This is a genomic window from Bradyrhizobium sp. Mp19, from assembly GCF_029952935.1.
GTDB classification, from domain to species: Bacteria; Pseudomonadota; Alphaproteobacteria; order Rhizobiales; family Xanthobacteraceae; genus Bradyrhizobium; species Bradyrhizobium elkanii.
This window is the reverse complement of the sequence record NZ_JASAUT010000007.1, coordinates 34,765-59,784: the sequence shown is the minus strand read 5'-3', so window position 1 is coordinate 59,784 and position 25,020 is coordinate 34,765. Positions and strand designations below refer to the sequence as shown.

Genomic DNA, 25,020 nt, shown 5'->3' with positions numbered 1-25,020 from the left:
GGGGAACGAAAGCTCGCCATCCGCTTTGCTCAACCGGGGTGCACTTGCTACGTTCCCAATCGGCCCCGTTGGCGCCCGATCAGGCCTTCCGGACAAGAGAAGGCAGCGGGGCCGCGCCTGAAGTTCTGGGAGGATGACCATGAGATCAGTCGGAAATGAACCCTTGTCGCGTCACGCGCTCGCCTATGTGCTGGCCGGCGGACGCGGCAGCAGACTTCAGGAGCTCACCGACAGGCGCGCCAAGCCGGCCGTTTATTTCGGCGGCAAGTCGCGCATCATCGACTTCGCGCTCTCCAACGCGGTGAATTCCGGCATTCGCCGTATCGCGGTGGCGACCCAGTACAAGGCGCACAGCCTGATCCGGCATCTGCAGGGCGGCTGGAACTTCTTCCGTCCGGAACGAAACGAGAGCTTCGATATCCTGCCCGCAAGCCAGCGCGTCTCGGAGACCAACTGGTATCTCGGCACGGCGGATGCGGTGTACCAGAACATCGACATCCTCGAGGCGCATGGCACCAAATACATTCTGGTGCTCGCGGGCGACCACATCTACAAGATGGACTACGAGGTGATGCTGAAGCAGCATGTCGAGAGCGGCGCCGACGTCACGGTCGGCTGCCTCGAAATGCCGCGCACGGAATCCAGCGGCTTCGGCATCATGCATGTCGACGAGACCGGCCTGATCCAGTCCTTCCTCGAGAAGCCGGTCGATCCGCCGCCGATGCCCGGCAAGCCCGACAAGTCGCTCGCCAGCATGGGCATCTACGTGTTCGACTCGCAATTCCTGTACGATGAATTGCGCCGCGATGCCGCCGATCCGAATTCCAACCACGATTTCGGCAGGGACATCATCCCCTATATCGTCAAGCACGGCCGGGCCGTGGCGCATCAGTTCAACGATTCCTGCGTCCGCTCCGGCGACGATCCGCGCTCCTACTGGCGCGACGTCGGCACCGTCGACGCCTATTGGGGCGCCAACATCGACCTCACCGATGTCGTGCCGGAGCTCGATCTCTATGACCGCACCTGGCCAATCTGGACCTATGCCGAGATCACCCCGCCCGCCAAGTTCGTGCATGACGAGGACGGACGGCGCGGCCAGGCGGTGACCTCGCTGGTCTCGGGCGCCTGCATCATCTCGGGCGCGGCGCTGCGGCGCTCCCTGCTGTTCACCGGCGTGCACGTCAATTCCTACGCCAATATCGAGAATGCCGTGATCATGCCCTATGTGAATGTCGGCCGCGGCGCGCGGCTCAGAAACGTCGTGATCGATCGCGGGGTGCGGATTCCGGAAGGGCTCGTGGTCGGCGAGGATCCCGAGTTCGACGGCAAGCGCTTCCGCACCACCGAGAACGGGATTACGCTGATCACGCAGGCGATGATCGACAGGCTCGAGACATGACGCAACTGCGCGTCCTCGCGGTCGCTTCGGAAGTCTACCCGATCGTCAAGACCGGCGGCCTCGCCGACGTGGTCGGCGCGCTGCCGGCCGCGCTGCAGCAGCACGGCGTCGCGACGCGGACGCTGGTGCCCGGCTATCCCGACGTGCTCAAGGCGCTGGCTTCGGCGGAGACGCTGCTGCACTGGCCGGAATTCTACGGCGGACCGATCCGCGTGCTCGGCGGCACGCATGACGGCCTCGATCTGTTTGCGCTGGACGCGCCGCATCTCTATGCGCGGCCCGGCAATCCCTATGTCGGCCCGGACGGACGCGACTGGCCGGACAACGGCATCCGCTTTGCCGCGTTGTCGCGGATGGCGGCGGAGATCGGCCAGGGCGCGATCACATCCTTCGTCCCCGACATCGTGCATGCGCATGACTGGCAGGCGGGCCTCGCACCTGCCCTCCTGCATTATGCCGGGCAACCGCGCCCCGGCACGGTGATGACCGTGCACAACCTCGCCTACCAAGGCCAGTTCTCGCCGGACATGCTTGCCGCGTTCGGCCTGCCGGGCGAATCCTACGCGCTGCACGGCGTCGAATATTACGGCACCATCAGCCTGTTGAAGGCCGGCCTGCAATTCGCCGACCGCATCACCACGGTGTCGCCGACCTATGCGCGGGAGATTCAAAGCGACGAGGGCGGCATGGGGCTCAGCGGCCTCTTGCGCGAACGCGCCGACGTGCTGAGCGGCATCCTCAACGGCATCGACATATCGGTGTGGAATCCGGCGACCGATCCCGACATCGCGGCACGCTTCAGCGCCGAGCAGCCGGCGGAGCGCGCTGCCAACAAGGCGGCGCTGCAGCGGCGCTTCGGGCTCGATCCCATGCCGGATGCGATGCTGCTCGGTATCATCAGCCGGCTGTCATGGCAGAAGGGCCTCGACCTGCTGCTGGAGAACATCCCGACGCTGCTTAGCGAAGGCATTCAGCTTGCGCTGCTCGGCAGCGGCGATCGCGACCTGCAGGATCGCTACGCCGCGCTGGCGCACGACAATCCCGGACGGATCGCGGTCGTGATCGGCTACGACGAGGCGCTGGCGCATCTGATCCAGGCCGGCGCGGACGCGCTCGCGGTGCCGTCGCGCTTCGAGCCGTGCGGCCTCACCCAGCTGTGCGCGCTGCGCTACGGCGCGGTCCCTGTTGTCGCCAATGTCGGCGGCCTTGCCGACACCGTGCTCGACTTCGACGACGTCGCGATCACCGGCGATGCGCCGACCGGCGTCAAGTTCGCACCCGTGACCTCGGATGCGCTTGCCCATGGCTTGCGCAAGGCAAACCTGCTGTTCAACGACAAGGTGACGTGGCGCCGGCTGCAGCAAGCCGGCATGGCCACCGATGTGTCCTGGCACAATCGCGCCGGCCGCTACGCCGCCCTCTATCGCGAGCTCGCGACGACGCGGCGCTAAACCGCCGCGATCAATTCAGGAGATCGCAGGACGCGACGCGGTTGATGTCGGCCAGGCGCCGGTCAGGATTTCCCTTGAGATCAAGGCTTGCGACGAGATCGAGCAGCCGGCCATAGGCGCGGTCGGCGACCGCGACGGGCAGCGGCTCCTCGTCGAAAGTTTCGACGTAATTGCCGACGAGACCGCTCAGCAACCGGCAAACGCCGCGTTGCTCCGGGTCGTCCCTGCCGAGGATCTCGAGTTTTTGCTGGAAGGTCCTGAAGGTTCGCAACCCATGGGGCTGTTGCGAAAGCCAATTGTGCAAATCAGGATACAGATCGGTCATATCAGCCTCTTCAAAATGGAGAAGAAGCTATCGGCTTATACAGCCGATCACGGTTCCGCGCCATCGCGATTTTTGCATGCATCCCCTGCCCTGCCGCGCAGGCCGTGTCATTGAACCGGCACGTCCTGCGATTAAAGTCGCGCGAGGGCCGGCAGAATCCTGTAGCGCGCGATCTCGTGCGGATAGTCGCCGCGATTGGCGAGCAGCACGATGCCGAGCCTGCGCGCAGGCACCAGCCCGACATAGGCTGAGGCGTTATTGAGACCGCCCGGCTTGTCGATCACGGTGACGCCGTCCAGCCGCACATGCTCCCACGCCATCGCCTGGCCGAACTTCTCGTCGACGCGAAAACTCTCCCGCTCGGTCATCTGCAACGCCGCGCGCAATTCGGGATCGATCACCGCGCCGTCGAGGCAGGCGCCCAGCAATGTGCCGAGATCGCGCGCTGTTGAGAACATCTGGCCGGTGCCTGGAAAATCATAATAGCGCTGCTGATTGCCGGGCTGACCGATCGCCGTGCCGTCGTGGGAATAGCCCTGAACCACACGCTGCATCATCTCGGGCGCCATCCCCACGCGGTCGTCTCCGCTGCGGTCCGGAACGAAGGTCGACGTCATGCCGAGCGGCTTGAGGATTCGGCTCCCGATCAACGTCGCGATCGGCATGTCATAGCGCCGCTCCAATACCAGTTGCAGCAAAACATAGCCGGCATGGCTGTAGATGCGCTGCTTGCCCGGCTGCTCTCCTGCCGGTGGCGTCCATGCATTGAGCATCGCGATGAACTGATCACGGCTGAAGGTCCCGACCGGCCATGGCGGATGATCGGTCGGCAGCAGCAGCCCTGACGTATGATTGACGAGCTCGCCGATGGTGACGCGGCTGACGTAGTCCCCGTGCAACTCGGGCAGATATTTGTTGACAGGATCGTCCAGCCGCAATTCGCCGCGCTCCGTGCCGAGCGCGACCAGCGTCGCCTCGAACAGCTTGCGCAACGAGGCGAGGTTGAACAGCGTGTCCGGGGTGACCGGTCGCTTCGCGGCTGCGTCAGCGAAACCGTAGTTGAAGAAGGTGACCCGGCCGCCGGCATAGACCGCCGCGGCGAGGCCGCCCGGGTCGGCCGCAGTCGCGGTCGGCGCGAGTTCCGTCGTGACGATGTCCCTGATCTGCGCGTCCATGTCGGAATCCGCGCGCGCCATCCCAAGCGCGCTAACAGCGACGACGAGCAGGACGGCCGCGATCCGGACGGTGAGCCATTGTCTCATGAAGAACGAAGTCGGGACGGTGTTGCGATGTGACCCGCGAGCGAGTCTGTTCACCATCGAGAGATGGCGACATCACGATCCTAGCGATGGAACCGACGCGTCCGAATTCACGATTACGCGTCTTGCGCCGTTACCATCCCAGCTGGGGACGGGGCGGCCCGATCGCTGTTCCGGTGGTCACTTCCGGAAGCCGCGATCGCGACCGCCCTCCCACTCCAGCCACGGTGCGGGAACTGCAATCGAACTAAAAAATGCGGGACGTTTGAAAATGACGGGAGTGGGCTTCGACGAAAAGGCAAGATCGGCGCTTGCCGATCGGGCCGAGGATATTTCTGACTTCGTCACATTCCGCTCCCAACCGGGGACGTTTCGTCCTAGCAACAATTCGTCAATCGAAGGTTGCATAAGCCGATTGGATTCGATTTTCAAGACATAGTCGTCCGCGACGAAATGTCCTGTTCCAGATGCCGGATGCGCGCAATGCTTCGTTAAACATCGATTAACCATCGATCGCGCCGCGCGAGGCCTGTGTGGCGCGCGCGCGGACGATCGACCGCGGCAGCGACGCCAACAGCAGCACGAGGCAGACGCACAGCAGCACGATGTCCTTGAACAGGAACTCGCCGGCCAGGTTCCAGGCCATCGGATCGGTCGACAGGCTCCATTTGACCACCCCCGGCGTCGTGAAGAAGAACGACCACGTCACTGCGAAGGTGATGACGCCCATCAGCGCGCCGATCGCCGAGAGAAGCGGGCTGAACGCGCCGGCGACGAGCAGTGCCGCAATGCCGAACTCGGCCACCCCGAGCACGTAGGCCTCGCCCCGGAGACCGAACACCGACAGCCACGAGATGAACGGGCTGTTGCTGATGAACTGCGCGATGCCTTGCGCCGATTGCAGCGTGAATTTCTGCATGCCGAACGACACGAAGATCACGACCATGACCCAGCGCAGGATCGCGAGCGCTCGATAAGACCCCTCGCCCCGTTCGGCGATGTTGAACGACAGATTCATGTGGATGTATCTTCCCTCGCTGCGATGCCATCATCAGCCGCTGTTGCGGTGCTTGTCGGCTGGTCTACGCAGCGCGCCGCACAGGCGTTACGCGCGGGACAACGTCTCGGCCTTCACGATGATGTGCAGACGAGATGAGGAATAATCGATGCGAGAGATGCCTTCGGCGCGAAGCCGCAAAGTGCGCCGCATCGGCCTCAGGCGCGCTGGCGCAGCGGCCGCGCGGCGTCCTTTGCCGGCACCGGCATGGTGAAGCCGTACAGGAACAGGTCCACCACCATGTCGGCGAACTCCCCTGGATCGATCCCGCCCTTCGGATCGTACCAAGTGTGGCTGAAGTTCAGGATACCGAACAGCATCATGCTGTAGATCTTCTTGGTCCGCTTGACGATCTTGCCTTCCTTGTCGAGCTTGACCAGCAGATCCGAGACCGTGTCGACCAACTGGCGCTCCAGCGCCTTGATCGCATCCTGCTCGGTCTCGCCGAGGAACGAGAGGTCGTTGAGGATCACGCGCTGCTCGTCGCTCGAACGCGCATTCAGCGCGACGATGGCCTGGATCGCGGCGCGGAACTGCTCCAGCGTCGTCGCCTTTTCGGCCATTGCGGCCTCGACGTCGATGATCATCTCGCGGATATGGGCGTCGAGGATCGCGAACAGGATCGCTTCCTTGGAATCGAAATAATGGTACAGCGCGCCGCGCGACAGCTTGCAGGCATCCGCAAGGTCGGCGATCGAGGCACGCATATAGCCCTGCCGCGCGAACAGGCCGCAGGCGGTGGTGAGAATGTTCCGGTGAATCTCGTTGTAATTCTCTGAGCGCGTCCGCGCCATTGCCGTCTCTTTCATGCACCATCGGCGCCGCCGGAATCGGGCGACTGCCATCTCTCTATACTACCGCCGCCGCACGCTCTCCTCCCCTTTGCGGGCACCATCCACCAGAACTCTTATCGCCCTTGATGACGCGACCTGCGTCAAAAAATAATTTGAACGACCGGTCGGATTATATTAGACTGCCTTCCATCAAGCAAGCGGATTGCGCACGCCGGGACCAAACCCGGCGGCATCGAGGGAGGTTGTGCGTGGATTCTCAGAGGATCGATGCTGTCGTGATCGGAGCCGGTGCCGGCGGGCTGTGCGCCGCGGCGCGCCTTGCCCATGGCGGGCTGCATACGCTCGTCGTCGACGACAAGGACCGGCTCGGCGGCCGCGCCTCGACCGAGGAGATCGACGGCTTCAAGGTCAATATCGGGGCGATCGCGATCGAGTTCGGTGGCGTGTTCGAGGAAACCTTCCACACCGTCGGCGCTCCGCTCGACATCCGCGCGCCGGAGCCCGCAAGCTCGTTCTTCATCGACGGCAAGGTGATCGATGTCGGCCGCGGCGGCTGGTCGCTGCTGCTCGGCCAACTGACCAAGCAGGCCTCGCGCATCCTGGAGAAATTCGCCGACGCCCGCTCCGGCAATCTGCCCGACGGGCGGCAATCGACCGAAGACTGGCTGAAGGGCTACACCAGCAACGCCACGGTTCACGCGCTGTTCCGCAATCTCTGCGCGGCGATCTTCGCCTGCAACGCCGCCGAGCTGCCGGCCCGCGCCTTCCTCACTTATTTCACCAGCAAGGGTGCCTTCAAGAAATTCGGCTTTTGCCCGCAGGGCACGATCGGGGTCTGGAATAGTCTCGGCAACGCTGTCAGGCGCAATGGCGACATCTGGCTCGGAACGCCGGCGACGACGATCCACACCGCCAACGGCCGCGTCGAGGGCGTCACCGTGCTCAGGAATGGCGAGCGGGTACAGATCGACACCGATCTCGTGATCAGCAATGCCGGGCCAAAGGCCACGGTCGCGCTTGCCGGCAGCGAGGCGTTCCCGGCGGATTATATCGCCCGGGTGAAGAACGACCTTCGCCCGGCCGCCAACATCGTCATCAATGTCGCGAGCCGCGAGCCACTGATCAATCATCCCGGCATCGTCACCTTCGGCAAGACGCGCCGGCTCTGCAACATGGCCAACCTCTCTGCCACTTGTCCGGAATTGGCGCCGCCCGGCTGGCACCTCTACGTCGCCTATGCCGTGCCGGTGCCCGCGCTCGGCGATTTCGATGCGGACGCGGAGGTCGCGCTCGCGCTCGAGGACCTGCGCGAACAGTTCGCGAATTTTGACCAGGCCAGGATCCTGTCGATCCGGGTGATGCGCGACGACTGGCCGGCGCAACGCAGCTGCGCCGGCTACGATCTGCCGCGCGAGACCGGCATCGAGGGCCTGTGGTGCGTCGGCGACGCGGTGAAGCAATATGGCAATGGCGGCACGCAAGCTTGCGCCGAGACCGCGAAGCTCGTCACCGATGCCATCCTCGCCGCGCGTCCGCGCTTATCGGCCGGCCGGGTCTGAGCCCGATGCCGACGACCATCCCGCATCCGATGCCGCAAGCAGCGCCAGGGGCCATGCCGGCGCAGGATTGCCTGCTCGAATTCCGCAACATCCGGATCGTCTACGACAATGCGATCGAGGCGATCCGCGACGTCTCGATCGCGGTGCCCGAGGGCAGCATCGTCGCCCTCCTTGGCTCCAACGGCGCCGGCAAATCGACGCTGCTGAAGGCGATGTCCGGCATCCTCTATACCGAGGAAGGCGTGATCGAGAACGGCAGCATCCGCTTCCGCAATGACGAGGTGCATCGCCTTGCGCCGGACGAGCTGGTCCGCCGAGGCATCGTGCAGGTGCCGGAGGGCCGCCGCGTGTTCGCGGCACTCACCATCGACGAGAACCTGCAAATGGGCGGCTACACCAGGACCAGCGCCGAGGCGCGCGAGCGCCGCGACAAGGTGTTCGCGCTGTTTCCGCGGCTATATGAGCGGCGCGACCAGATCGCCGGCTACATGTCCGGCGGCGAACAGCAGATGCTCGCGATCGGCCGCGCGTTGATGACCAATCCCGTGCTGCTGGCGCTCGACGAGCCGTCGCTCGGCCTCGCGCCACTGATCATCGACCGCATCTACGAGGTGATCGTCCGGCTGCGCGACGAACTGAAGATGACGGTGCTGCTGGTCGAGCAGAACGCGCAGCGCGCACTCGATATCGCCGACTACGGCTACATCCTGGAGACCGGCCGCGTCGTGCTCGACGGCACGGCAGCGAGGCTCACCGCGCACGAGGACGTCCAGGAATTCTATCTCGGCGTCTCCTCCGCCGGTCGCAAGAGCCTGCGCGACGTCAAGCATTACAAGCGCCGCAAGCGGTGGCTGTCGTGACCGCGCTGCTCACGGTCGAGAACCTGTCAAAGCGCTTCGGCGGCCTGCAGGCAGTCGCCGATGTCAGCCTGCGCGTCGCGCCCGGCGAGATCTGCAGCGTGATCGGTCCGAACGGCGCCGGCAAGACCACGCTGTTCAACATGATCTCGGGCGTGCTGCGGCCGAGCGGCGGCCGCATCAGCTTCGACGGCATCGACCTCTCAACGATCTCGCCGTGGAAATTCGCCGCGGTCGGTATCGGCCGCACCTTCCAGAATCTCGCGCTGTTCAAGCACGGCACCGTGGTCGAGAACATCCTGACCGGCCGCCACACCCATCTGCGCTCGACCGTGGTCGATGCGGTGTGGTTTTACGGGCGTACCCGCAAGGAGGAAATCGCGGCACGGCGGCGTGTCGAGCACATCATCGAATTCCTCGAGATCGAGCACATCAGGGACGCTGTGGTCGGCACGCTGTCCTACGGCCAGCAGAAGCGCGTCGAGCTCGGCCGCGCGCTGGCCTGCGAGCCGAAGCTGTTGCTGCTCGACGAGATGGTCTCCGGCATGAACCAGGAGGAGACCGAGGACATCGCGCGCTTCGTGCTCGACATCCGCGACGAGCTCGGCATTACCGTCGTAATGATCGAGCACGAGATGCGCATCGTGATGGACATCTCCGACCGCGTCCATGTGCTGAATTTCGGCCGCAAGATCGCCGAAGGCACGCCCGGTGAGATCAGGCGCGATCCGGCGGTCGCGGAGGCCTATCTCGGCGGTCAGCGCACTGAAGCGATGGCAAAGGCAGGCGCGTGATGTCGACGCTGGACAGCCTGCGCACCGCTCATCCGCCGCTGCAAGCGAGCACGCCGCGGAATCCGCCGGTAACCGGCGCCGACGCGTTCCAAACCGCGCTTGCGGATGCGGCCATCACCATCCCGCAATTGCTGCGGCAGCGCGCCACCATGCACGGCGAGGCGCTGGCACTGCGCGAGAAGGATTACGGCATCTGGAATCCCTATTCCTGGCGCCACTATTACGACACCGCGCGGGCGGTGGCGCTCGGCCTGCTCTCGCTCGGCATCAAGCCGGGCGACCGGATCGCCATCGCCGGCGAGAACACGCCGGAATGGTTTTATGCCGATCTTGGTGCGCAGATGATCGGCGCGGTCGCGGTCGGCATCTATCCGACCAACCCCTGGGTCGAGCTGCAATATATCGTCAAGCATTCGGGTGCCCGCATCGTCGTCACCGGCGACCAGGAGCAGACCGACAAGGTGCTGGATGCGATGGCGGGCAATGGCGGCCTGCCGGACCTCGAGGCCATCGTCTGCATCGACATGAAGGGCCTGCGGCATTACCGGCAATCGGAGCTGATGTCGTTCGCCGCATTGTGCGAGCGCGGCAGGGCCTACGCGCAGCAGAACCCGGAGGCCGACGCCACGCTCGACCGCCTGATCAGCCAGGGCGCGCCCGACGACGTCTGCATCCTCGTCTACACCTCGGGCACAACCGGCCCGCCCAAGGGCGCGATGCTGACCCATCGCAATCTCGTCTACGCCGCCTATGCCTATGCCAAAACCGTCTGGATCGCCGACAAGCCGTTCGAGGCGGTGAGCTATCTGCCGCTGTGCCACGTCGCCGAGCGCTGCTACGGCACCGTGACCCATCTCGTACTCGGCGGCACCGTGTCCTTTGCTGAGTCGATCGACACGGTCGCGATCAACATCCGCGAGATCGCACCGACCTTCTTCGTCGGCGTTCCCCGCATCTACGAAAAGCTGCAGCAGGGCTTTCTGTTCCGCCTCGGCGAGAGCGGTCGCCTGCGCCAGAGCTTCACCAGGGCCTGTCTCGCCTGGGGCCGCACGCTGTCCGACCGCCGGCAGGCCGGCAACGATAATTGGCTCGATCGCGTGGCTTATGGGGTGCTCTATCTCCTGATGTTCCGCAATTTGCAGCGCCATCTCGGCTTCGCCTACAGCCAGCACCGGCTCTGTGCCGGCGCCTCGATCTCGCCGGAGACGCTGCGCTTCTTCGACATCATCGGCCGCCCGGTATCACAGGGCTACGGCCTCACCGAAAGCGGCGGCGTCGCCTTCATCCAGACCGAAAACCATCACCGGATCGGCGGCTGCGGCGTGCCGCTGCCGCAGACCGAATGGAAGTGTGATACCGACGGCGAGATCCTGCTGCGCAACCCGGGCGTCTTCAAGGGCTACTTCCTCGACGAGAAAGCCTCGACCGCCTCGCTGGAGCCCGGCGGCTGGCTGCGCACCGGCGACATCATCGATGTCCTCGACAATGGCGAGATCGCCGTGGTCGACCGCAAGAAAGCGATCATCATCACCGCCGGCGGCAAAAACATCGCGCCATCCGAGATCGAGAACGCGCTGAAGGATTCCGAGTTCATCAAGGAAGCGATCGTGGTCGGCGAGGCCAAGAAGTATCTCGGCGCCATCATCCAGGTCGACTACGACAATGTCGGCCGCTGGGCGCGCGACCGGGCGCTCGCCTACACCAACTACAAATCGCTGTCGCAGCTTCCCGAAGTGAATGAGCTGGTCGAGCGCGTCGTCAACGAGACCAACAAGCGGTTCGCCCGGGTCGAGAACATCAGGCGATTCGCCATCCTGGAAAAGGAGCTCGACCATGACGACGGCGAATTGACCGCCACCCAGAAGGTACGCCGCGCCATGATCGAGAAGAAGTTCGCCCGCGAGCTCGCCATCATCTACCGGGCGGAGGGCTGAATGCAGTATCTCATCCAGCTGCTGATCTCGGGGCTCGCGATCGGCGCGATCTACGGCCTGATCGCGATGGGTTTCGCGGTGATCTACAAGTCGACCGGGCTGGTCAATTTCGCGCAGGGCGAAATGACCATGATCACGGCTTACATCGCCTGGACGATCTCGACCACGGTCAGCGGCAATGTGTTCGTCGTCGCGGTGGGCTCGATTCTCGCCGCCATCCTGCTCGGGCTGATCATCGAGCGGCTCGTGATGCGGCCGATGCTGGGCGAGCCGGTATTCGCGACCGTGATGGTGACGATCGGGCTCGCCGTGATCCTGCGCTCCGCCATCAACTTCATCTGGGACGCCTACCCGCACGGCCTCGATATCGGCATGGGCCGCGGCATCGTGCATCTCGGCGGCATCGGCGTGCGCACCGGGCAGATTGCCGTGATCGCGACGCTGCTTCTGCTGCTTGCCGCGATCTGGGCGTTCTTCCGCTACAGCAAGGTCGGGGTCGCGATGCGGGCGGTCGCAGCCGACGACCGCACCGCGCTGCTGATGGGCATCAGCGCAACAAGAGTTCATGCGCTGGCCTGGGCCGCCTCCTCCGTGATCGCCGGCATCGGCGGCGTGTTCTTCGCGCTGTCCTATGATCTATCGCCGGCGATGTTTCAGCTCGGGCTGAAAGCGTTTCCGGCCACCATCCTGGGCGGCCTCGACGCCGTGCTCGGCTCCGGCCTCGGCGGCCTGCTGATCGGGATCACCGAAAACCTGGCCGGCGGCTATATCGGCTCCGGCATGAAGGAGGTCGCGGGCTTTGCCATGATCATCATCGTGCTGATGATCCGCCCGTTCGGCATCTTCGGCGAACGCGACATCGAGAGGGTGTGATGCGCACCGGCGATTACAAGCAGAGCTACGGCGAACTGGTTGCGCTGATCGATTCCCCGCCGGTGTGGCTATGGTCGGCCGTGCTGCTGCTGGCGCTGATCGCAGCGCCTTATGTTCTGAACTCTTACGCGCTGTCGTTCCTGATGATCATCCTGATCACGGTCACCGGCGCGCTCGGCCTCAACATCCTGACCGGCTACACCGGTCTGATCTCGCTCGGCCATGTCGGTTTCCTCGTCACCGGCGCCTATGCCTATGCGGTGCTGGTCTCGAAATACCACATGCCGCCGTTGGTCGGCTTCCTCGGCGCCGGCGTGGTGCCGGCGCTGGCGAGCCTGATCGTCGGCGCGCCGTCGCTGCGGCTCAAGGGACTTTACCTCGCCATCACCACGCTCGCCTTCTCCTTCATCATCAACACCGTAATCCTGGAGATGCGCTGGCTCACCAATGGCGCGCGCGGCATTCAGGTGCAGCGGCCCGAGATCTTCGGCATCAGCTTCGACAGCGATGCCGCCTTCACCTATCTCTGCCTCGGCATCGCGGGGCTGACGCTGTTCGCCACCCTCAACATCCGCCGCAGCCGGGTCGGCCGCGCCTTCGTCGCGATCAGGGACAACGACACCGCGGCGCGCGTCATGGGCATCAACCTGCATGCCTACAAGCTGTTCGCCTTCATCACCTCGGCGTTCATCACCGGCATCGCCGGCGCGCTGTACGGCATCTATCTCTCCTTCGTCAGCGTCGAGGGTTTTCCCTTCCTGCTCTCGATCGAGGCGCTGGCGATCCTGATCGTCGGCGGGCTCGGCTCCGCGCTCGGCGCGGTGCTCGGCACCATCCTGATCGTGCTGCTGCCGGAGGCGACACGGATCATCTTCAGCCTGTTCAGCGCACAGATGGACGCGACCTTCACGACCGGCGCACAGGAGCTGAAGAGCATGCTCTACGGCCTCGTCATCATCCTGTTCCTCCGCTTCCAGCCGAGGGGGCTGGTCGGCGCCTGGCACGACATCAGGCGGGCCTGGGTGCACTGGCCGCTGCGCTACTAACAAAAAAAGCAACACCATGAGGAGGAGACAATGATCAAACACCTGGCAGCGGCCTCGCTGCTGCTCACCACGGCCTGTCTTGCGGTCGGCCCGGCCGCTGCCGCCGATCCCGGGATCACCGACAGCGAGATCCTGATCGGCGACGTCGAGCCGCTGACCGGCCCGCCGGCGCTGCTCGGTGTCGCGGCCTCGATTGGCCACAAGATCGCGATCGCCGAAGCCAATGCCGCCGGCGGCATCAACGGCCGCAAGATCAAATATGTGCTGGAGGACGACGGCTACGTCACCGCGCGCACCATCCAGGGCGTCAAGAAGGTGATCGACGTCGACAAGGTCTTTGCGGTGCTCGGGATCTCCGGCTCGGGCCAGTCGATCGCCGTAATGCCGGTGCTGGAGAAATCCGGCATCCCGACCGTGATCGACGTCGCGCCGGTCAAATTCCTGTGGGAGCCGCCGCGCAAGAACGTGTTCGTGGTCGGCCAATCCTACGAGGAGGGCATCATCCACCTCGTCAACTTCCTCGCCGACAAGAACCCCGGCAAGAAATGGGGCCTGATCACCCAGGACGACGATTACGGCATCACCGTGCGCGACGGCTTCGATTCCGTGGTCAAGGCCAAGAAGCTGAACGTCGTCTACAGCGGCAACTACAAGAAGGGCCAGCAGGACTTTTCGTCCGACATGCTGCAGCTGAAGGATTCCGGCGCCGAGGTGTTTTTGGCCGGCGGCATCATCGCCGAGAACATCGCGATGACAAAGGAGCTCGAGAAATTGAACATCAAGCCGGTGACCGGCATCTTCTGGCCCGGCCGGATCGAGCCGGTGCTGAAGCTGATGGGCCCGGCCGGCGACGGCATCTACGCGGTCGACTATGTCGAGCCGTTCGCCGGCGAGGCGGGCAAGGCGTTCCTCGAGAAGGCCAAGCCGCTGGTGTCGGAGGCCGAGTTCAAGGGCATCAACCGCTACACCATGACCGGCTATGCCGCCGCGAAGGTCTTGATCGCGGCAATCGAGCGCTGCGGCAAGCAGCCGACCTGGGCCTGCACGATCTCGGAGCTGGAGAAGACCAGGAACGTCGAGACCGGCGTGATGGCGCCGATCAGCTTCGGTCCCGGCGTCCGCTTCTCCAACCAGAAGCTGCAGATCATGCAGGCCGACGCCGCGACGCTCAGCTTCAAGCCGGTGCAATGAACAGCTTCCGCAAACTCGTTCCACCTCTCCCGCTTGCGGGGGAGGTCGTATCGCATCGCAGATGCGATACGGGTGGGGCTCTCGCCACGCGAAGAGTGTAAGTCGGATCGTAGCCATGTCGTTCTGTGAGCCAAGGAGTTGCCAGACATATTTGTCTTCCTAAGACCGCTTGGCCTCCGATATGTGAGCCAAGGAGTTGCCAGACATATTTGTCTTCCTAAGACCGCTTGGCCTCCGACTTGCAGTCGTTCAACGCTGCACTGCTGGCGCGGTCGGTGGCGGAACTGACCACGCTCGGGCATACGGTCAGGATCTCCGATCTCTACGCCATGCGGTTCAACCCGGTGGCGACCGCCGAAGATTTTGGCGCGCGGCGGTTTCCCGACCGATTGCAATATGACCGCGAGCAGAAACACAATCTGCAGCACGGGGCGCTCAGCGGCGATATCGCCGCCGAGATCGAGAAGCTCCTGTGGTGCGACCTCTTGATCCTGCAGTTTCCGCTGTGGTGGTTCTCCGTCCCCGCCATCATGAAAGGCTGGATCGACCGCGTGTTCGTCAACGGCGCAATTTACGGCAGCGGCCGCCGCTACGACACCGGCGGCCTCAGCGGCCGCCGCGCCATGGTCGTGACCTCGACCGCCGCCTATCCCGGCATGTGCGCGCCCGACGGGCTGGTCGGCGCGCTCGATGTGGTGCTGTGGCCGATCCAGAACGGCATGCTCGCCTATGCCGGCTGCAAGGTGCTGCCGCCGTTTGTGTCGTATTCGGTGAATTTCGTCGACGAGGCCACACGGCACCGCTATCTCGACGGCTACGCCGAGCGACTGCGGCAGCTCGAGACCACCGAGCCGCTGTTCTTCCATCCGCTCGCGGATTTCGGCGAGGACTGGCGGCTGAAGCCGGGGATCATGTCGCAAACGGTCGGCCAGGTCCGGCCTTCACGCTAAGAGGCAGGTATCGTGAACGCGAACATGGACAATTGAATCTCGGGCGAAAATACGAAAGGCGTCATGCCGATCTTGATGGCGCCGAGACGGTCGTAGAATTCGACTGCGCGTGGGCTCGAATAAATCAGGATGACACTTCCTGCCATCTTTCTCGACAGTTGTACTGCGGTCTCGAAAAGCCGCGTACCAAAGCCGCTCCGCGCGCATGTCGGATCGACATAAATGCCTTCGAGCAGAATGAGGCCGCCCATGCCCGTAGGTCTCAAGGCCGTGTAGCCTCGCTGACTGCCCTGCTCGTCCTCGGCCACAAAGACCAGTCCGGCCGCGATCAGCGCAGGATTGACCTTCAGTCCCGGCATGAACCGAGCGACGGCCGCGTCGTCATAACCACTGCGCATCGTCGCGCGCACCGCGATCTGGGTCAGTTCATCGGCTTCGTCGACGCGCGCTGGCCGTATCCGGCTGCATGTCATTGCCGTCTCCAGTCCCTGCCGCAATCACATAGCCGGAGATCACAAGAATTCAAGCCCGGTTGCGCACGCGCGCACTCTCCAGGATACCGATCGCAAGAGCGGACAAGGCTGCGTCGGCAGCTTCCGCTCCAGGCGAGGCGTTCACATCCGCTTCGCCACTTCTTCCAGCATCACCTCGGTGGCACCGCCGCCGATCGTCAGCACCCGCGCGTCGCGCACCATGCGCTCGATCGGGGTGCCGCGCATGAAGCCTGAGCCGCCGTGCAATTGCAGGCAGCCATGCACGACCTCATGCAGCACCTCGGGCGACAGTGCCTTCACCATCGAGACCTCGCGCAGACACTCCTGCCCGGCCGCCGCGAGTTCGGCGGCCTGATAGGCCAGCGCCCGCGCCGCCGCCGCCTTTGCGGCAAGCTGGGCGAGCTTCAGCCGCACGCCCTGCTGATTCCAGAGCGGGCCGCCGAACGCCCGCCGCGTCTTCACGTAATTCGCCGTCAGCTCGATCGCCTTGGCGGATTCCCCCGCGCAGATGCCGCCGATGCAGATGCGCTCGTTCTGGAAGGTCTCCATGATGCCATAGAAGCCCTTGTTCTCCTCGCCGAGCAGGTTCTCCGCCGGCACGCGCACGTCCTGGAACGCGAGTTCGGCGGTGTCCGAGCAGAGCCAGCCATGCTTGTCGAGCTTGGTTGCCGAAATGCCCGGCGTGTTGCGCTCGACGATGAACAGCGAGATGCCGCGGCTGCCCTTGGCATGCGGATCGGTCCGCGCGGCGACGATCAGGAGGTCGCCATAGACCGCGTTGGTGATGAACATCTTGGCGCCGTTGATCACCCAGACATCGCCGTCGCGCCGCGCCCGCGTCTTCAAGCCTGCAACGTCGGAGCCCGCATCGGGCTCGGTCACCGCGATCGAGCACACCGTCTCGCCGCGGATAATCGCCGGCAAATACTTCTGCTTCTGCTCCGGCGTGCCGCGCAAGGAGATGTGCACCGCCGACATGTCGGTATGCACGAGGATCGACGAGGTGAAGCCGCCGAAGCTGGAGCGCCCCAGCTCCTCGGCGAACACCATCGAGGCCAGCGGCCCCATGTCGGTGCCGCCATATTCGACCGCGTGGCGCATGCCGAGAAAGCCGAGCGCGCCCATGCGGCGATAGATCTCGCGCGGGATCTTGCCGTCGCGCTCCCACGCCTCGGCATGCGGCACCACTTCCTTCTCGACAAAGCGGCGCACCTGCTCGCGCAGCATGCGCAGCTCCTCGGGCAGATTGGGCTGCTCCGAAAAGTGGAACTCGGTCTCAGTGAGCTGGCGCGGATGCGACGTCATGACGTTCATTGTGGCGCCCTCTCATGGCCGATGTGAAGATGGTTGCGCAGAAAAGCTGCCAGCGATGCGATCGCCTCTCGCGCCTGCGGAATCTCCGGGAACATCTGGAAGACGTGGATCATGCCGTCCCACACCTGCAGCTCGACGTCGATACCGGCAGCCTTCGCCCGTGCGGCCAGTTCCGTCGCATCGTCGCGCACGGTCTCGCGGTCGCCGACCTGCACCAGCAGCGGCGGCAGACCGGTGAGATCGGCAAAAAGCGGCGAGGCGAAGGGATCGCTGCCATCGCCGTCCTTGCCGAGATAGTTCTTCGCCAGCGCCAGGATCATCGCGCGCTGGTGGATCGGATCGGCCTCGGCCCGGCTCTGATAGCTCGCGCCGCTCGCGGTGAGATCGGTCCAGGGTGACATCAGCGCGCCGGCGGCGGGCAGCGGCAGGCCGCGATCGCGCGCCGCCAGCATCGTGCACAGCACGAGATTGCCGCCGGCCGAATCCCCGGCGAAGGCGATATTCGCCGGATCCAGCCCCTGGTCGCGCAGATACTGATAGGCAATCAGCGCATCCTCCAGCGCCGCGGGGAAACGATGCTCCGGCGCCAGCCGATAATTGATCGAGAGCACGCGGCAGCCGGATGCGTCGGCAATCCGTGCGGCCAGGTCGCGATGCGACGCGACCGAGCCGATGCGGAAACCGCCGCCGTGAAAATAGAGGATCGCCTTGTCGCGAGGCGCGTCTGTCGGCACGAGCCATTCGCCGTCGACCCCGCCGGCGGAAACGGGCTCGCGCGCCACCGGCACCGAGCAGCCGGCAAAAGCCAAGTCCCAATCGCTGCGCATCTGCGCCACGGTCGTATCACGGGTCCAGCCGCGATAGATCGCGCGCAAACGCTCGATCGCGCGATCGACCGGCGTGATTGCGATATCGTCGTCCGCGCTGCCCATTTCAACCACCGATGCCCATGCCGCCGGAAACGCCGAGCGTCTCTCCGGTGATATAGGCGGCCTGGTCGGAAGCCAGGAACAGCGCGGCAGCCGCGACCTCCTCCGGCTCGCCGAGACGGCCGAGCAGCGTTGCGCCGGTCATTGCTTGCAGGATCCTGTCGCCGCCCTTTGCCACGGCCTGCTCCAGCATCGGCGTGCGGATCGGTCCCGGCGCGATCGCGTTCGCGGTGATGCCATAGCGTGCGTTTTCCCGCGCGATGCTCCGGGTGAACGAGATCACGCCGCCCTTGGCCGCGGAGTAGACCGCACCGCCCTTTGAGCCGAGCCGAGCCGCTTCCGAGGTGACGTTGATGATGCGGCCAAAGCGCGCCGCCTGCATCGCCGGCAGCGCGGCGTGGGTGCAGGCCAACACCGAGGTGAGATTGACCGCGATCAGCCGCGCCCAATCCTCCGCCGTGGTATCGGTGAAGAAAGCGTGCTGATCGACGCCGGCATTGTTGACGACAATGTCGAATGGGCCATCCTGCGCCATCACAGCCTGCACGGCCATGGCATCGCTGACGTCTAATCCTGCAACATCAGCACCCGTCTCGCGCGCCAGCTCCGAGGCCGCGGCGACGTCGAGATCGGCGATCACGACCCTGGCGCCTGCGCCGGCAAAACTGCGAACAATCGCGGCGCCGATGCCCCGCGCGCCGCCGGAGACGAAGGCGCGGCGGCCATCGAGACGTCCGAATGGCAAGGTCGCCACCTCAGCGCCCCGTGAATACAGGCTGGCGCCGCTCGATCACCGCGGCGAGGCCTTCGCGTGCATCGGCCATCCCCGAGAGTTCGGCGACAGTGCGCGCCTCTTCCGACAGGCACTGCTCGATGCTGGTCCCGGTACCGGCCCAGACCAGACGCTTGGTCGCCGCCAGCGCCTTTGGCGCGCCGGCCGCAAGCTCGCGCGCCAGCGCGAGCGATGCCTCGGCAAGCTCGGCATCGGGCACGACCTTGGTGACGATGCCCATCTGCAACGCTTCGGCCGCCGGGATCACCGGATTGGTCAGCAGGATCGACATCGCCCGCCGCAGGCCGACCAGCCGCGACAGCGTGACGGAGACGCCGGCATCCGGCGCCATCGCCACCCGCGTCGCACCGGCGAGGAATTTTGCCGATTCCGCCGCGATCACGATGTCGGAGGCGCAGACCAGACCGAAGCCGCCGCCGCCGGCCGCAAAGCCCTGCACCGATGATATGACCGGCGCCTCCAGCCGCAGCAGCCCAGTCACCGCATTCTGCAGATAGGCGGTGGCCTGCCGGATATAGTCCGGCAACTTCTCGCCCTTGGAGGCAAAGGCGCGGACGTCGCCGCCGGCGCAGAAATTCGTGCCCTCGCCGCTCAGCAGCACGACGCGCAGATCCGGATGACCATGACAGACCATGATGGCGTCGCACAGGGCGCGGAGCAGCTCGGCGCTCATGCCGTTGGCCGCATCAGGGCGGTTGAGCCGCAGCCGCGCGATGCCGTCGGTGATGTCGAGCAGAACGGGGCCCTTGTCGATCATGGCGCGTTTTCCTCTAGACCAGGAACGAGAGCGTATAGATCGCCTTGTCGTTGTTGACGAGGATGACCTTCTTGGCGGCCATCCGCAATTCGTCATCGACATGGCGTAGCCGGTATTCATTGCGCGCCGCCCACAGCGTGTCGTCGCGCAGGCTCGATTCGAAAATGAGGCTGTTGCTGGCGACCGCCATGTCGCCGTCGTCAGGCTGCTCGTCCATCAATTCGATGTTGGAGATCAGCCGGCGCAGGTTCGACTGCGGCGTCTGGGTGAAGTGCTTGCCGGTCATCAGCTGCCGGACGCGCAGCGCGATCCGCGAGCGGTTGTCGTAGATGATCGACATCTGCCGTTCCGGGTCGATGTCGGCGCCGTTGGCCGGCACCCAATAGACGCCGTCGTCGGTCCAGAGCTTTTCCCAGGCCTCGTATTGATGCTCGTCCTGCAACCGCGCCTCGCGATAGAGGAAGGCGGTGATGGCACTCATCAACGTGGCGCTGCTCTCGCAAGACAGCATCAGTTCTGCTCCATCAGCTTGCGGTAATGGGTCCAGATCCCGCGCGACGGCACCTCGTCGGTGACGTGCCCGACCGTGAAGCCGAGTTCGTCCTGCCGCTCGCGCTTCTCGCCGCGGCCGAGGAAGATCCACTCGGGATTGCGCGCCAGCACGCCGCGATGGCAGCGCTCGTACATTTCGGAATCATCCGCCAGCAGGAAGCCGGCCGGGCCGACCGAGCCCATGGTCTGCTGGCGCAGCCTTCGGTTCAGATCGGGCGCGCCCTTGAACTGCAACGCGGTGACGTGCTGCACGCTGTCGTCGACGCCGAGCGGCTGGATCACGAACATCTGAATCTCGGCGATGAACAGGTTCGGGAAGATCATCACATGCGGCGTGCCGTCGATCATGATCTCCCGCGCTGCGGTGTCGCCATGGGCGGCCTTCATGCGCGCCGTGTAGTCGGGCAGCCGGTCCTCGCTGGTGCCGAACCAGCTCATCGGTGCATCGCGCTTGCGGAACTCGGGCCGCAGGTCGATCTCGGTATGGCCGTTGCCATAGTCGCGCGTCAGCGCGGTCGAGGCACCGCCATAGAGCTTGCCGATCATGCTGTCGGCAACACCGAAGATCGAGGTATGCACGAAGGCCGGGTGATAGCCGTCGCACTCGTTCTCCAGGATGAACTTCCAGTTCGCCTTGACGCGATGCTTGAGAAAGCCCGCCGTGATCTCGACCTCGCCCTCCGGCGAGGTGCGCACCAGGCGATCGATGGTCTCGGCGGCGCCGCCGAGATGCTCCTTCAGCGTCGGGCCGTCGGCTGCGAACGAGCCGAACACGAAGCCGCGATAGGAGGCGACCCGCGTCACCCGCCCGAGCGCGAGTTGCGACTTGTCCTGCCCCTCATAGCCGTCCGGGAAGGCATAGCCGACCAGGCGGCCGTCATTGGCGAAGGTCCAGGAATGGAACGGACAGGTGAACGAACGGGCATTGCCGCGCTCATAGGAGCAGACCTGGTTGCCGCGATGCGAGCAGCGGTTGAGCAGCAGATTGACCTTGCCCTGCTCGTCGCGCGTCATGATCACGGATTGCGGGCCGATCGACTTGACGACGTAGTCGTTGGCGTTCGGCACCTCGCTCTCGTGCCCGACATAGACCCAGGTCCGGTACCAGATGTTCTTGAGCTCGGCCTCGAAGATCTCGGGATCGGTGTAGAGCGATCCGTGCACCCGGTCGGGCCGGATCAACCGTTCCCATGGCGAGGCGCCGGTCATCATGTTCATCGTTCCGTCTCCCTCACCGATCGCCTGCCGCCGACGTTTTCGTCGACGGTCAATAATAATCCGAACGACCGTTCGGTGAATTAATAGCACGGGCACCGCGGGCCGGCAAGCTTCTTTCCCGGCGCTACCAATGATTCCCGGAACACTGCGCAAAGATGCAATTCCGGGTAGCCGGCGATGCGACGGGCTCAGTCCTGCGCCGCGCCACCGTCGCGTTCGCCACCTGCGATCTGCTGCAGCATCGACTTCGGCGTTGTCGCGAGCTCGATCTTCAGCTGGTCGCAGGTCGCCCGCCGCAGCAGGCGTTCGATCTCGGTCGCGGCATTGCGATTGGCCAGACGCGTGCCCTCGCCGGTCGCCCAGAGCAGAAGCTGCCCGAGCCGCCGGTCGCCATCGTCGCGCAGCGCCTCGATCGCGGCAGCGTCGGACATGTCGCCCCGGACGCGGGGCGTCGCTGGAATCTCCGGATGCGTCATGCCGTCAGCCAATCGCTTGACTGCCACGAATGCATCGTCCTGCAGGCGCACCTGCTCGAGCAGCGGCGCGGCCTTCCAATCGGCGGCGAGCTTCATGCTGTTCAGCGCGTAGATCGCGGAGAACACCTGGCCGCGGACGAAATCATCGCTGCTGTTCGGCACGACATGGCTTTGCAGCGCATCGATGATGCCGTCGATCAACCGCTCGAAGGATGCACTCATGCCGCGGCCTCCAATGCGCGCTCGAAGGCCCGCACGATCGAGGGCATCTGGCTTGCCATCACCGCAAGCCGCATGTCGTTGAAACGATCGACCTCGAAGGCGCGCACCGCGCACATCTGGATCGCGGCCGCCTGATACAGCGCATAGGCCTCATAAAAGGCGAGACTCTTGTCCGAGACGGCAACGCCGGAGGCACGCTGATAGAGATCGATCACCTCCGCGCGCTCGAGCACGCCATAGAGCTTGCGGCTCCTGGCATTGAAGGTCGGCATCAGCGCCCATGCCAGATCCTCGTGGGGATCGCCGAGATGAGTCAGCTCCCAATCCAGAATGGCGGCGATCCGCCCCTGGTGCTCGATGAAGTTTCCGATCCGGTAGTCGCCATGCACAATGGTTCGGCGGGGCGGCTGCGGGCAGTTGTCGTGCAGCCAGCGTCCACCCCAATCGAGCAGCGGGTAATAGCGCGCAGTGGGACGCGCGAGAGAGGCGCGCCAGCCGGCGATCGCACGCAGCTCGGCGCGTTCCCCGCCCTGCTGCAGCGAAGCGAATGGTGTCGCGCCTGGGTCGATCCGGTGCAGCGACGCGAGGATCTCGACGAATTGCCGGGCGATCGCGCGCTTGTGGTCGGGATCGAGCTCGCTCGCCGCCCAGGGCGCAGGAACATCGCCCTCGACATGCGCGCAGATGAAGAACGGAAAGCCGATCTCGGCGCCATCCTGCTCTGATGACACCAACGCCGGCACCGGTACGCCGCTGCCGGCCAGCGACTGCAGCGCATAAACCTGGGGCAGCACCGAGTAAGGCGCAAACAGCCCGCTCGGTGGACCGACGCGCAGGATCAGTTTGCGGTCGCCTTCAGCCGCAGTGCGGGCCACGAACGCATAGGTGATCCAGGAGAAACCCGATGATTTGCGGCCGAAGCCGACAATCTCCGTCCGGCTCCCGGATATCCGCGACAAATGCCGCACGAGTGCTGGCCGCACCGCGTCGTCATTGACCACGATCGGGCGAACAGGCGCCGGCACATCACCCGGCACATCTTGATCGGATCGTTTCGCAGCCTCCGGCATCAATTGACCGACCTCGTATAGCCTTGCCACTTCTCCTCGCGCAGCGCCGACTTCATGATCTTGCCGGAGCCGGTCAGCGGCAATGGCTCGAGGCGGATATCGACAGAACGCGGGCACTTGTAACCGGCGATCAAGGTGCGGCAGTGCGCAATCACCATTTCGGAATCGAGACTCCTGCCGTCCTTCGGCACGACGATCGCATGTACCGCCTCGCCCCATTGCGGATCGGGCACCGCGATAACGGCGCATTCCTTGACGTGCTCGTGCTGGAAGATGGCGTTCTCCACCTCGCCGGAATAGACGTTCTCGCCGCCCGAGACGATCATGTCCTTCAGTCGGTCGACGATATAGACAAACCCGTCCTCGTCCATCCAGGCGCCGTCGCCGGTGTGCAGCCATCCGTTGCGCAGCACGCGGGCGCTTTCCTCGGGCTTGCGCCAGTATCCGAGCATCACGCCGGCGCCGCGGATCGCGATCTCGCCGACGGTGCCGCGCGGTACTTCGTTGCCCGCGGGATCGATGATGCGGATTTCGACGCCGGGCGCCGCCCGTCCCGCCGATTTGCGCTTGCCCGCCAGCGGCCCTTCCAGCGCGTGGTACTCCCAAGGCAGGATCGTCGCCAGCGCCGCGCTCTCGGTCATGCCGTAGCCCTGATGGAAACGCCAGCTCGGCAGCACGCGCATCAGCTTGACCAGCAGCGCATCCGGCATCGGCGACGCGCCATATTCGCAATCCCTCACGCTGCTCAGATCATACGTGCCGAAGGACGGATGATTAAGCATCATGTTGAGCATGGTCGGCACGAACAGGCAGTAATCCACCTTGTGCTCGGCGATGGTCTTCATCGCGAGCTCGGGTTCGAATTTCGCGATGGTCACGTGCGTGCCACCGACCAGGGTCAGCGCGATCATCGGCGAGGTGCCCGCCAGGTGGAACATGCCGGCCGAGTGCAGATACCGCGTGTCTTCGCGGAAACGGAGCGCATAGATCCAGACCAGCGATTCATAGATGATGTTGGCGTGCGACAGCATCACACCCTTGGGAAATCCGGTGGTGCCGCCCGTGTAGAAGATGCCGGCGAGATCGTTGTAGGCGCCGGATGCATCCGCGATCGGCGCGTTCGCAACAAGCTCATCATAACCCTGCATGCCGTCGGGGACCGGTCCCTCGTTCAGATAGACCATCGCGGTGAGCGATTTTGCACCACGCAGCGCCGACGCGATTTCGGCGAAGGTCTTGTCGACCAGCAGCAGCTTTGGCGTGGAATCGTCGATCGCATAGGCGTTCTCGGCAACTGCCCAGCGCGTGTTAAGCGGCACCGCGACCGCGCCCGCCCAGGCGATGGCATAGAGCGCCTCGATATAGAGGTCGCTGTTGTGCGCGAGGATGGCGACACGGTCGCCGGCCTCGACGCCGAGCCGCCGCAACCCGCCCGCGGCGCAGGCAACGCGGCGGCCGATCTCCTTCCAACTCCGTGACCGTCCGGCATGGATGGTGCCGGGTGCGTCCTTGCGCAATTGCACCGCCGCGATCAGCGCCTGCGTCAGCTTCATGTTTCCTCCTCAACCGCCATGCGGCCGCGCACGCGCGCGGATGTTTCCGTCGCGCGTGAAGCCGATACGCCGCCCGGAGATTCCAGTTGATAATCCGGACAGACGGTCTATTATTGCACAACCGACGCGACGGGTAAAGCCTCTGTAGGC

General features: G+C 64.7%; 24 protein-coding genes. 10 read left to right on the top strand and 14 right to left on the bottom strand.

Annotated elements, in window-relative coordinates; genetic code table 11:
* Positions 1-139: 139 nt before the first annotated feature.
* Positions 140-1,402: a glucose-1-phosphate adenylyltransferase gene (glgC, locus tag QJT82_RS11300; protein WP_028339585.1), complete on the top strand. Its 1,263-nt coding sequence runs from the start codon at positions 140-142 to the stop codon at positions 1,400-1,402.
* Positions 1,399-2,853 (top strand): glycogen synthase GlgA, encoded by a 1,455-nt coding sequence (gene glgA, locus QJT82_RS11295; protein WP_028339586.1) that lies wholly within the window; start codon positions 1,399-1,401, stop codon positions 2,851-2,853. Before glgC ends, glgA begins: the two co-directional genes overlap by 4 nt.
* A 10-nt stretch (positions 2,854-2,863) precedes the next feature.
* Here the strand turns inward: glgA and QJT82_RS11290 are convergent, their stop codons facing one another.
* From QJT82_RS11290 to QJT82_RS11275, 4 genes are all read right to left on the bottom strand, one after another.
* A complete protein-coding gene (locus QJT82_RS11290; protein WP_028339587.1) occupies positions 2,864-3,178 on the bottom strand; it encodes a hypothetical protein in 315 nt (104 codons plus the stop codon).
* 131 nt (positions 3,179-3,309) lie between these two features.
* Complete coding sequence (locus QJT82_RS11285) at positions 3,310-4,440, bottom strand: serine hydrolase (protein ID WP_028339588.1); 1,131 nt, start codon at positions 4,438-4,440, stop codon at positions 3,310-3,312.
* Positions 4,441-4,939: 499 nt separating this feature from the next.
* Positions 4,940-5,455, bottom strand: coding sequence for a DUF417 family protein (locus QJT82_RS11280; RefSeq protein WP_028339589.1), 516 nt, complete (start codon positions 5,453-5,455; stop codon positions 4,940-4,942).
* Between the two features lie 197 nt (positions 5,456-5,652).
* Positions 5,653-6,288 (bottom strand): TetR/AcrR family transcriptional regulator, encoded by a 636-nt coding sequence (locus tag QJT82_RS11275; protein WP_028339590.1) that lies wholly within the window; start codon positions 6,286-6,288, stop codon positions 5,653-5,655.
* Positions 6,289-6,536: 248 nt separating this feature from the next.
* Here QJT82_RS11275 and QJT82_RS11270 point away from each other — a divergent pair, with 248 nt between their 5' ends.
* The 8 genes from QJT82_RS11270 to QJT82_RS11235 all read left to right on the top strand — a co-directional run bounded on the left by QJT82_RS11270 (position 6,537) and on the right by QJT82_RS11235 (position 15,492).
* Entirely contained in the window at positions 6,537-7,847 is a 1,311-nt protein-coding gene (locus tag QJT82_RS11270; protein ID WP_245288669.1) for an FAD-dependent oxidoreductase, read from the top strand.
* A 5-nt stretch (positions 7,848-7,852) separates the two neighbouring features.
* Positions 7,853-8,707 (top strand): ABC transporter ATP-binding protein, encoded by an 855-nt coding sequence (locus QJT82_RS11265; RefSeq protein WP_028339592.1) that lies wholly within the window; start codon positions 7,853-7,855, stop codon positions 8,705-8,707.
* Positions 8,704-9,498 carry an ABC transporter ATP-binding protein gene (locus QJT82_RS11260; RefSeq protein WP_028339593.1) on the top strand — a complete coding sequence of 265 codons (795 nt, stop codon included), beginning with the start codon at positions 8,704-8,706 and terminating at the stop codon, positions 9,496-9,498. The genes QJT82_RS11265 and QJT82_RS11260 overlap by 4 nt, the downstream gene beginning before the upstream one ends.
* The gene (locus QJT82_RS11255) at positions 9,498-11,432 is read left to right on the top strand and encodes an AMP-binding protein (protein ID WP_028339594.1); all 1,935 of its coding nucleotides are present in this window, start codon (positions 9,498-9,500) and stop codon (positions 11,430-11,432) included. Before QJT82_RS11260 ends, QJT82_RS11255 begins: the two co-directional genes overlap by 1 nt.
* Positions 11,433-12,305, top strand: a complete 873-nt coding sequence (locus QJT82_RS11250) for a branched-chain amino acid ABC transporter permease (protein ID WP_028339595.1) — start codon at positions 11,433-11,435, stop codon at positions 12,303-12,305.
* Positions 12,305-13,351 carry a branched-chain amino acid ABC transporter permease gene (locus tag QJT82_RS11245; RefSeq protein WP_028339596.1) on the top strand — a complete coding sequence of 349 codons (1,047 nt, stop codon included), beginning with the start codon at positions 12,305-12,307 and terminating at the stop codon, positions 13,349-13,351. Before QJT82_RS11250 ends, QJT82_RS11245 begins: the two co-directional genes overlap by 1 nt.
* A 30-nt stretch (positions 13,352-13,381) precedes the next feature.
* Positions 13,382-14,542, top strand: a complete 1,161-nt coding sequence (locus QJT82_RS11240; RefSeq protein ID WP_028339597.1) for an ABC transporter substrate-binding protein — start codon at positions 13,382-13,384, stop codon at positions 14,540-14,542.
* 227 nt (positions 14,543-14,769) lie between these two features.
* Entirely contained in the window at positions 14,770-15,492 is a 723-nt protein-coding gene (locus tag QJT82_RS11235) for an NAD(P)H-dependent oxidoreductase (RefSeq protein ID WP_281446638.1), read from the top strand.
* Here the strand turns inward: QJT82_RS11235 and QJT82_RS11230 are convergent.
* From QJT82_RS11230 to QJT82_RS11185, 10 genes are all read right to left on the bottom strand, one after another.
* Entirely contained in the window at positions 15,489-15,965 is a 477-nt protein-coding gene (locus QJT82_RS11230) for a GNAT family N-acetyltransferase (RefSeq protein WP_028339598.1), read from the bottom strand. The genes QJT82_RS11235 and QJT82_RS11230 overlap by 4 nt on opposite strands.
* Before the next feature lie 141 nt (positions 15,966-16,106).
* Entirely contained in the window at positions 16,107-17,300 is a 1,194-nt protein-coding gene (locus QJT82_RS11225; protein WP_080686670.1) for an acyl-CoA dehydrogenase family protein, read from the bottom strand.
* Positions 17,297-18,232, bottom strand: a complete 936-nt coding sequence (locus QJT82_RS11220) for an alpha/beta hydrolase (protein WP_035631123.1) — start codon at positions 18,230-18,232, stop codon at positions 17,297-17,299. Before QJT82_RS11220 ends, QJT82_RS11225 begins: the two co-directional genes overlap by 4 nt.
* 1 nt (position 18,233) lies before the next feature.
* The gene (locus tag QJT82_RS11215) at positions 18,234-18,983 is read right to left on the bottom strand and encodes an SDR family oxidoreductase (RefSeq protein ID WP_028339601.1); all 750 of its coding nucleotides are present in this window, start codon (positions 18,981-18,983) and stop codon (positions 18,234-18,236) included.
* A gap of 1 nt (position 18,984) precedes the next feature.
* Positions 18,985-19,779, bottom strand: coding sequence for an enoyl-CoA hydratase-related protein (locus QJT82_RS11210; protein WP_028339602.1), 795 nt, complete (start codon positions 19,777-19,779; stop codon positions 18,985-18,987).
* A 13-nt stretch (positions 19,780-19,792) separates the two neighbouring features.
* Positions 19,793-20,260, bottom strand: coding sequence for an aromatic-ring-hydroxylating dioxygenase subunit beta (locus QJT82_RS11205; RefSeq protein ID WP_245288670.1), 468 nt, complete (start codon positions 20,258-20,260; stop codon positions 19,793-19,795).
* Positions 20,261-20,289: 29 nt separating this feature from the next.
* Entirely contained in the window at positions 20,290-21,549 is a 1,260-nt protein-coding gene (locus QJT82_RS11200; protein ID WP_028339604.1) for an aromatic ring-hydroxylating dioxygenase subunit alpha, read from the bottom strand.
* 188 nt (positions 21,550-21,737) lie between these two features.
* The gene (locus QJT82_RS11195; RefSeq protein WP_028339605.1) at positions 21,738-22,247 is read right to left on the bottom strand and encodes a hypothetical protein; all 510 of its coding nucleotides are present in this window, start codon (positions 22,245-22,247) and stop codon (positions 21,738-21,740) included.
* Positions 22,244-23,347, bottom strand: coding sequence for a phosphotransferase family protein (locus QJT82_RS11190; RefSeq protein ID WP_155258386.1), 1,104 nt, complete (start codon positions 23,345-23,347; stop codon positions 22,244-22,246). Before QJT82_RS11190 ends, QJT82_RS11195 begins: the two co-directional genes overlap by 4 nt.
* Positions 23,317-24,870, bottom strand: a complete 1,554-nt coding sequence (locus QJT82_RS11185; RefSeq protein WP_028339607.1) for a long-chain fatty acid--CoA ligase — start codon at positions 24,868-24,870, stop codon at positions 23,317-23,319. Before QJT82_RS11185 ends, QJT82_RS11190 begins: the two co-directional genes overlap by 31 nt.
* Between the last annotated feature and the right edge of the window lie 150 nt (positions 24,871-25,020).

Excerpts from the sequence above, each read along its gene's own strand:
- QJT82_RS11220 (WP_035631123.1), bottom strand. The coding sequence starts at position 18,232 with ATGGGCAGCGCGGACGACGATATCGCAATCACGCCGGTCGATCGCGCG.
- QJT82_RS11280 (WP_028339589.1), bottom strand. The coding sequence starts at position 5,455 with ATGAATCTGTCGTTCAACATCGCCGAACGGGGCGAGGGGTCTTATCGA.
- QJT82_RS11210 (WP_028339602.1), bottom strand. The coding sequence starts at position 19,779 with ATGATCGACAAGGGCCCCGTTCTGCTCGACATCACCGACGGCATCGCG.
- QJT82_RS11255 (WP_028339594.1), top strand. The coding sequence starts at position 9,498 with ATGTCGACGCTGGACAGCCTGCGCACCGCTCATCCGCCGCTGCAAGCG.
- QJT82_RS11230 (WP_028339598.1), bottom strand. The coding sequence starts at position 15,965 with ATGACATGCAGCCGGATACGGCCAGCGCGCGTCGACGAAGCCGATGAA.
- glgC (WP_028339585.1), top strand. The coding sequence starts at position 140 with ATGAGATCAGTCGGAAATGAACCCTTGTCGCGTCACGCGCTCGCCTAT.
- QJT82_RS11200 (WP_028339604.1), bottom strand. The coding sequence starts at position 21,549 with ATGAACATGATGACCGGCGCCTCGCCATGGGAACGGTTGATCCGGCCC.
- QJT82_RS11285 (WP_028339588.1), bottom strand. The coding sequence starts at position 4,440 with ATGAGACAATGGCTCACCGTCCGGATCGCGGCCGTCCTGCTCGTCGTC.
- glgA (WP_028339586.1), top strand. The coding sequence starts at position 1,399 with ATGACGCAACTGCGCGTCCTCGCGGTCGCTTCGGAAGTCTACCCGATC.
- QJT82_RS11240 (WP_028339597.1), top strand. The coding sequence starts at position 13,382 with ATGATCAAACACCTGGCAGCGGCCTCGCTGCTGCTCACCACGGCCTGT.
- QJT82_RS11265 (WP_028339592.1), top strand. The coding sequence starts at position 7,853 with ATGCCGACGACCATCCCGCATCCGATGCCGCAAGCAGCGCCAGGGGCC.
- QJT82_RS11225 (WP_080686670.1), bottom strand. The coding sequence starts at position 17,300 with ATGAACGTCATGACGTCGCATCCGCGCCAGCTCACTGAGACCGAGTTC.
- QJT82_RS11195 (WP_028339605.1), bottom strand. The coding sequence starts at position 22,247 with ATGAGTGCATCCTTCGAGCGGTTGATCGACGGCATCATCGATGCGCTG.
- QJT82_RS11185 (WP_028339607.1), bottom strand. The coding sequence starts at position 24,870 with ATGAAGCTGACGCAGGCGCTGATCGCGGCGGTGCAATTGCGCAAGGAC.
- QJT82_RS11245 (WP_028339596.1), top strand. The coding sequence starts at position 12,305 with ATGCGCACCGGCGATTACAAGCAGAGCTACGGCGAACTGGTTGCGCTG.
- QJT82_RS11205 (WP_245288670.1), bottom strand. The coding sequence starts at position 20,260 with ATGAGTGCCATCACCGCCTTCCTCTATCGCGAGGCGCGGTTGCAGGAC.
- QJT82_RS11250 (WP_028339595.1), top strand. The coding sequence starts at position 11,433 with ATGCAGTATCTCATCCAGCTGCTGATCTCGGGGCTCGCGATCGGCGCG.
- QJT82_RS11275 (WP_028339590.1), bottom strand. The coding sequence starts at position 6,288 with ATGGCGCGGACGCGCTCAGAGAATTACAACGAGATTCACCGGAACATT.
- QJT82_RS11290 (WP_028339587.1), bottom strand. The coding sequence starts at position 3,178 with ATGACCGATCTGTATCCTGATTTGCACAATTGGCTTTCGCAACAGCCC.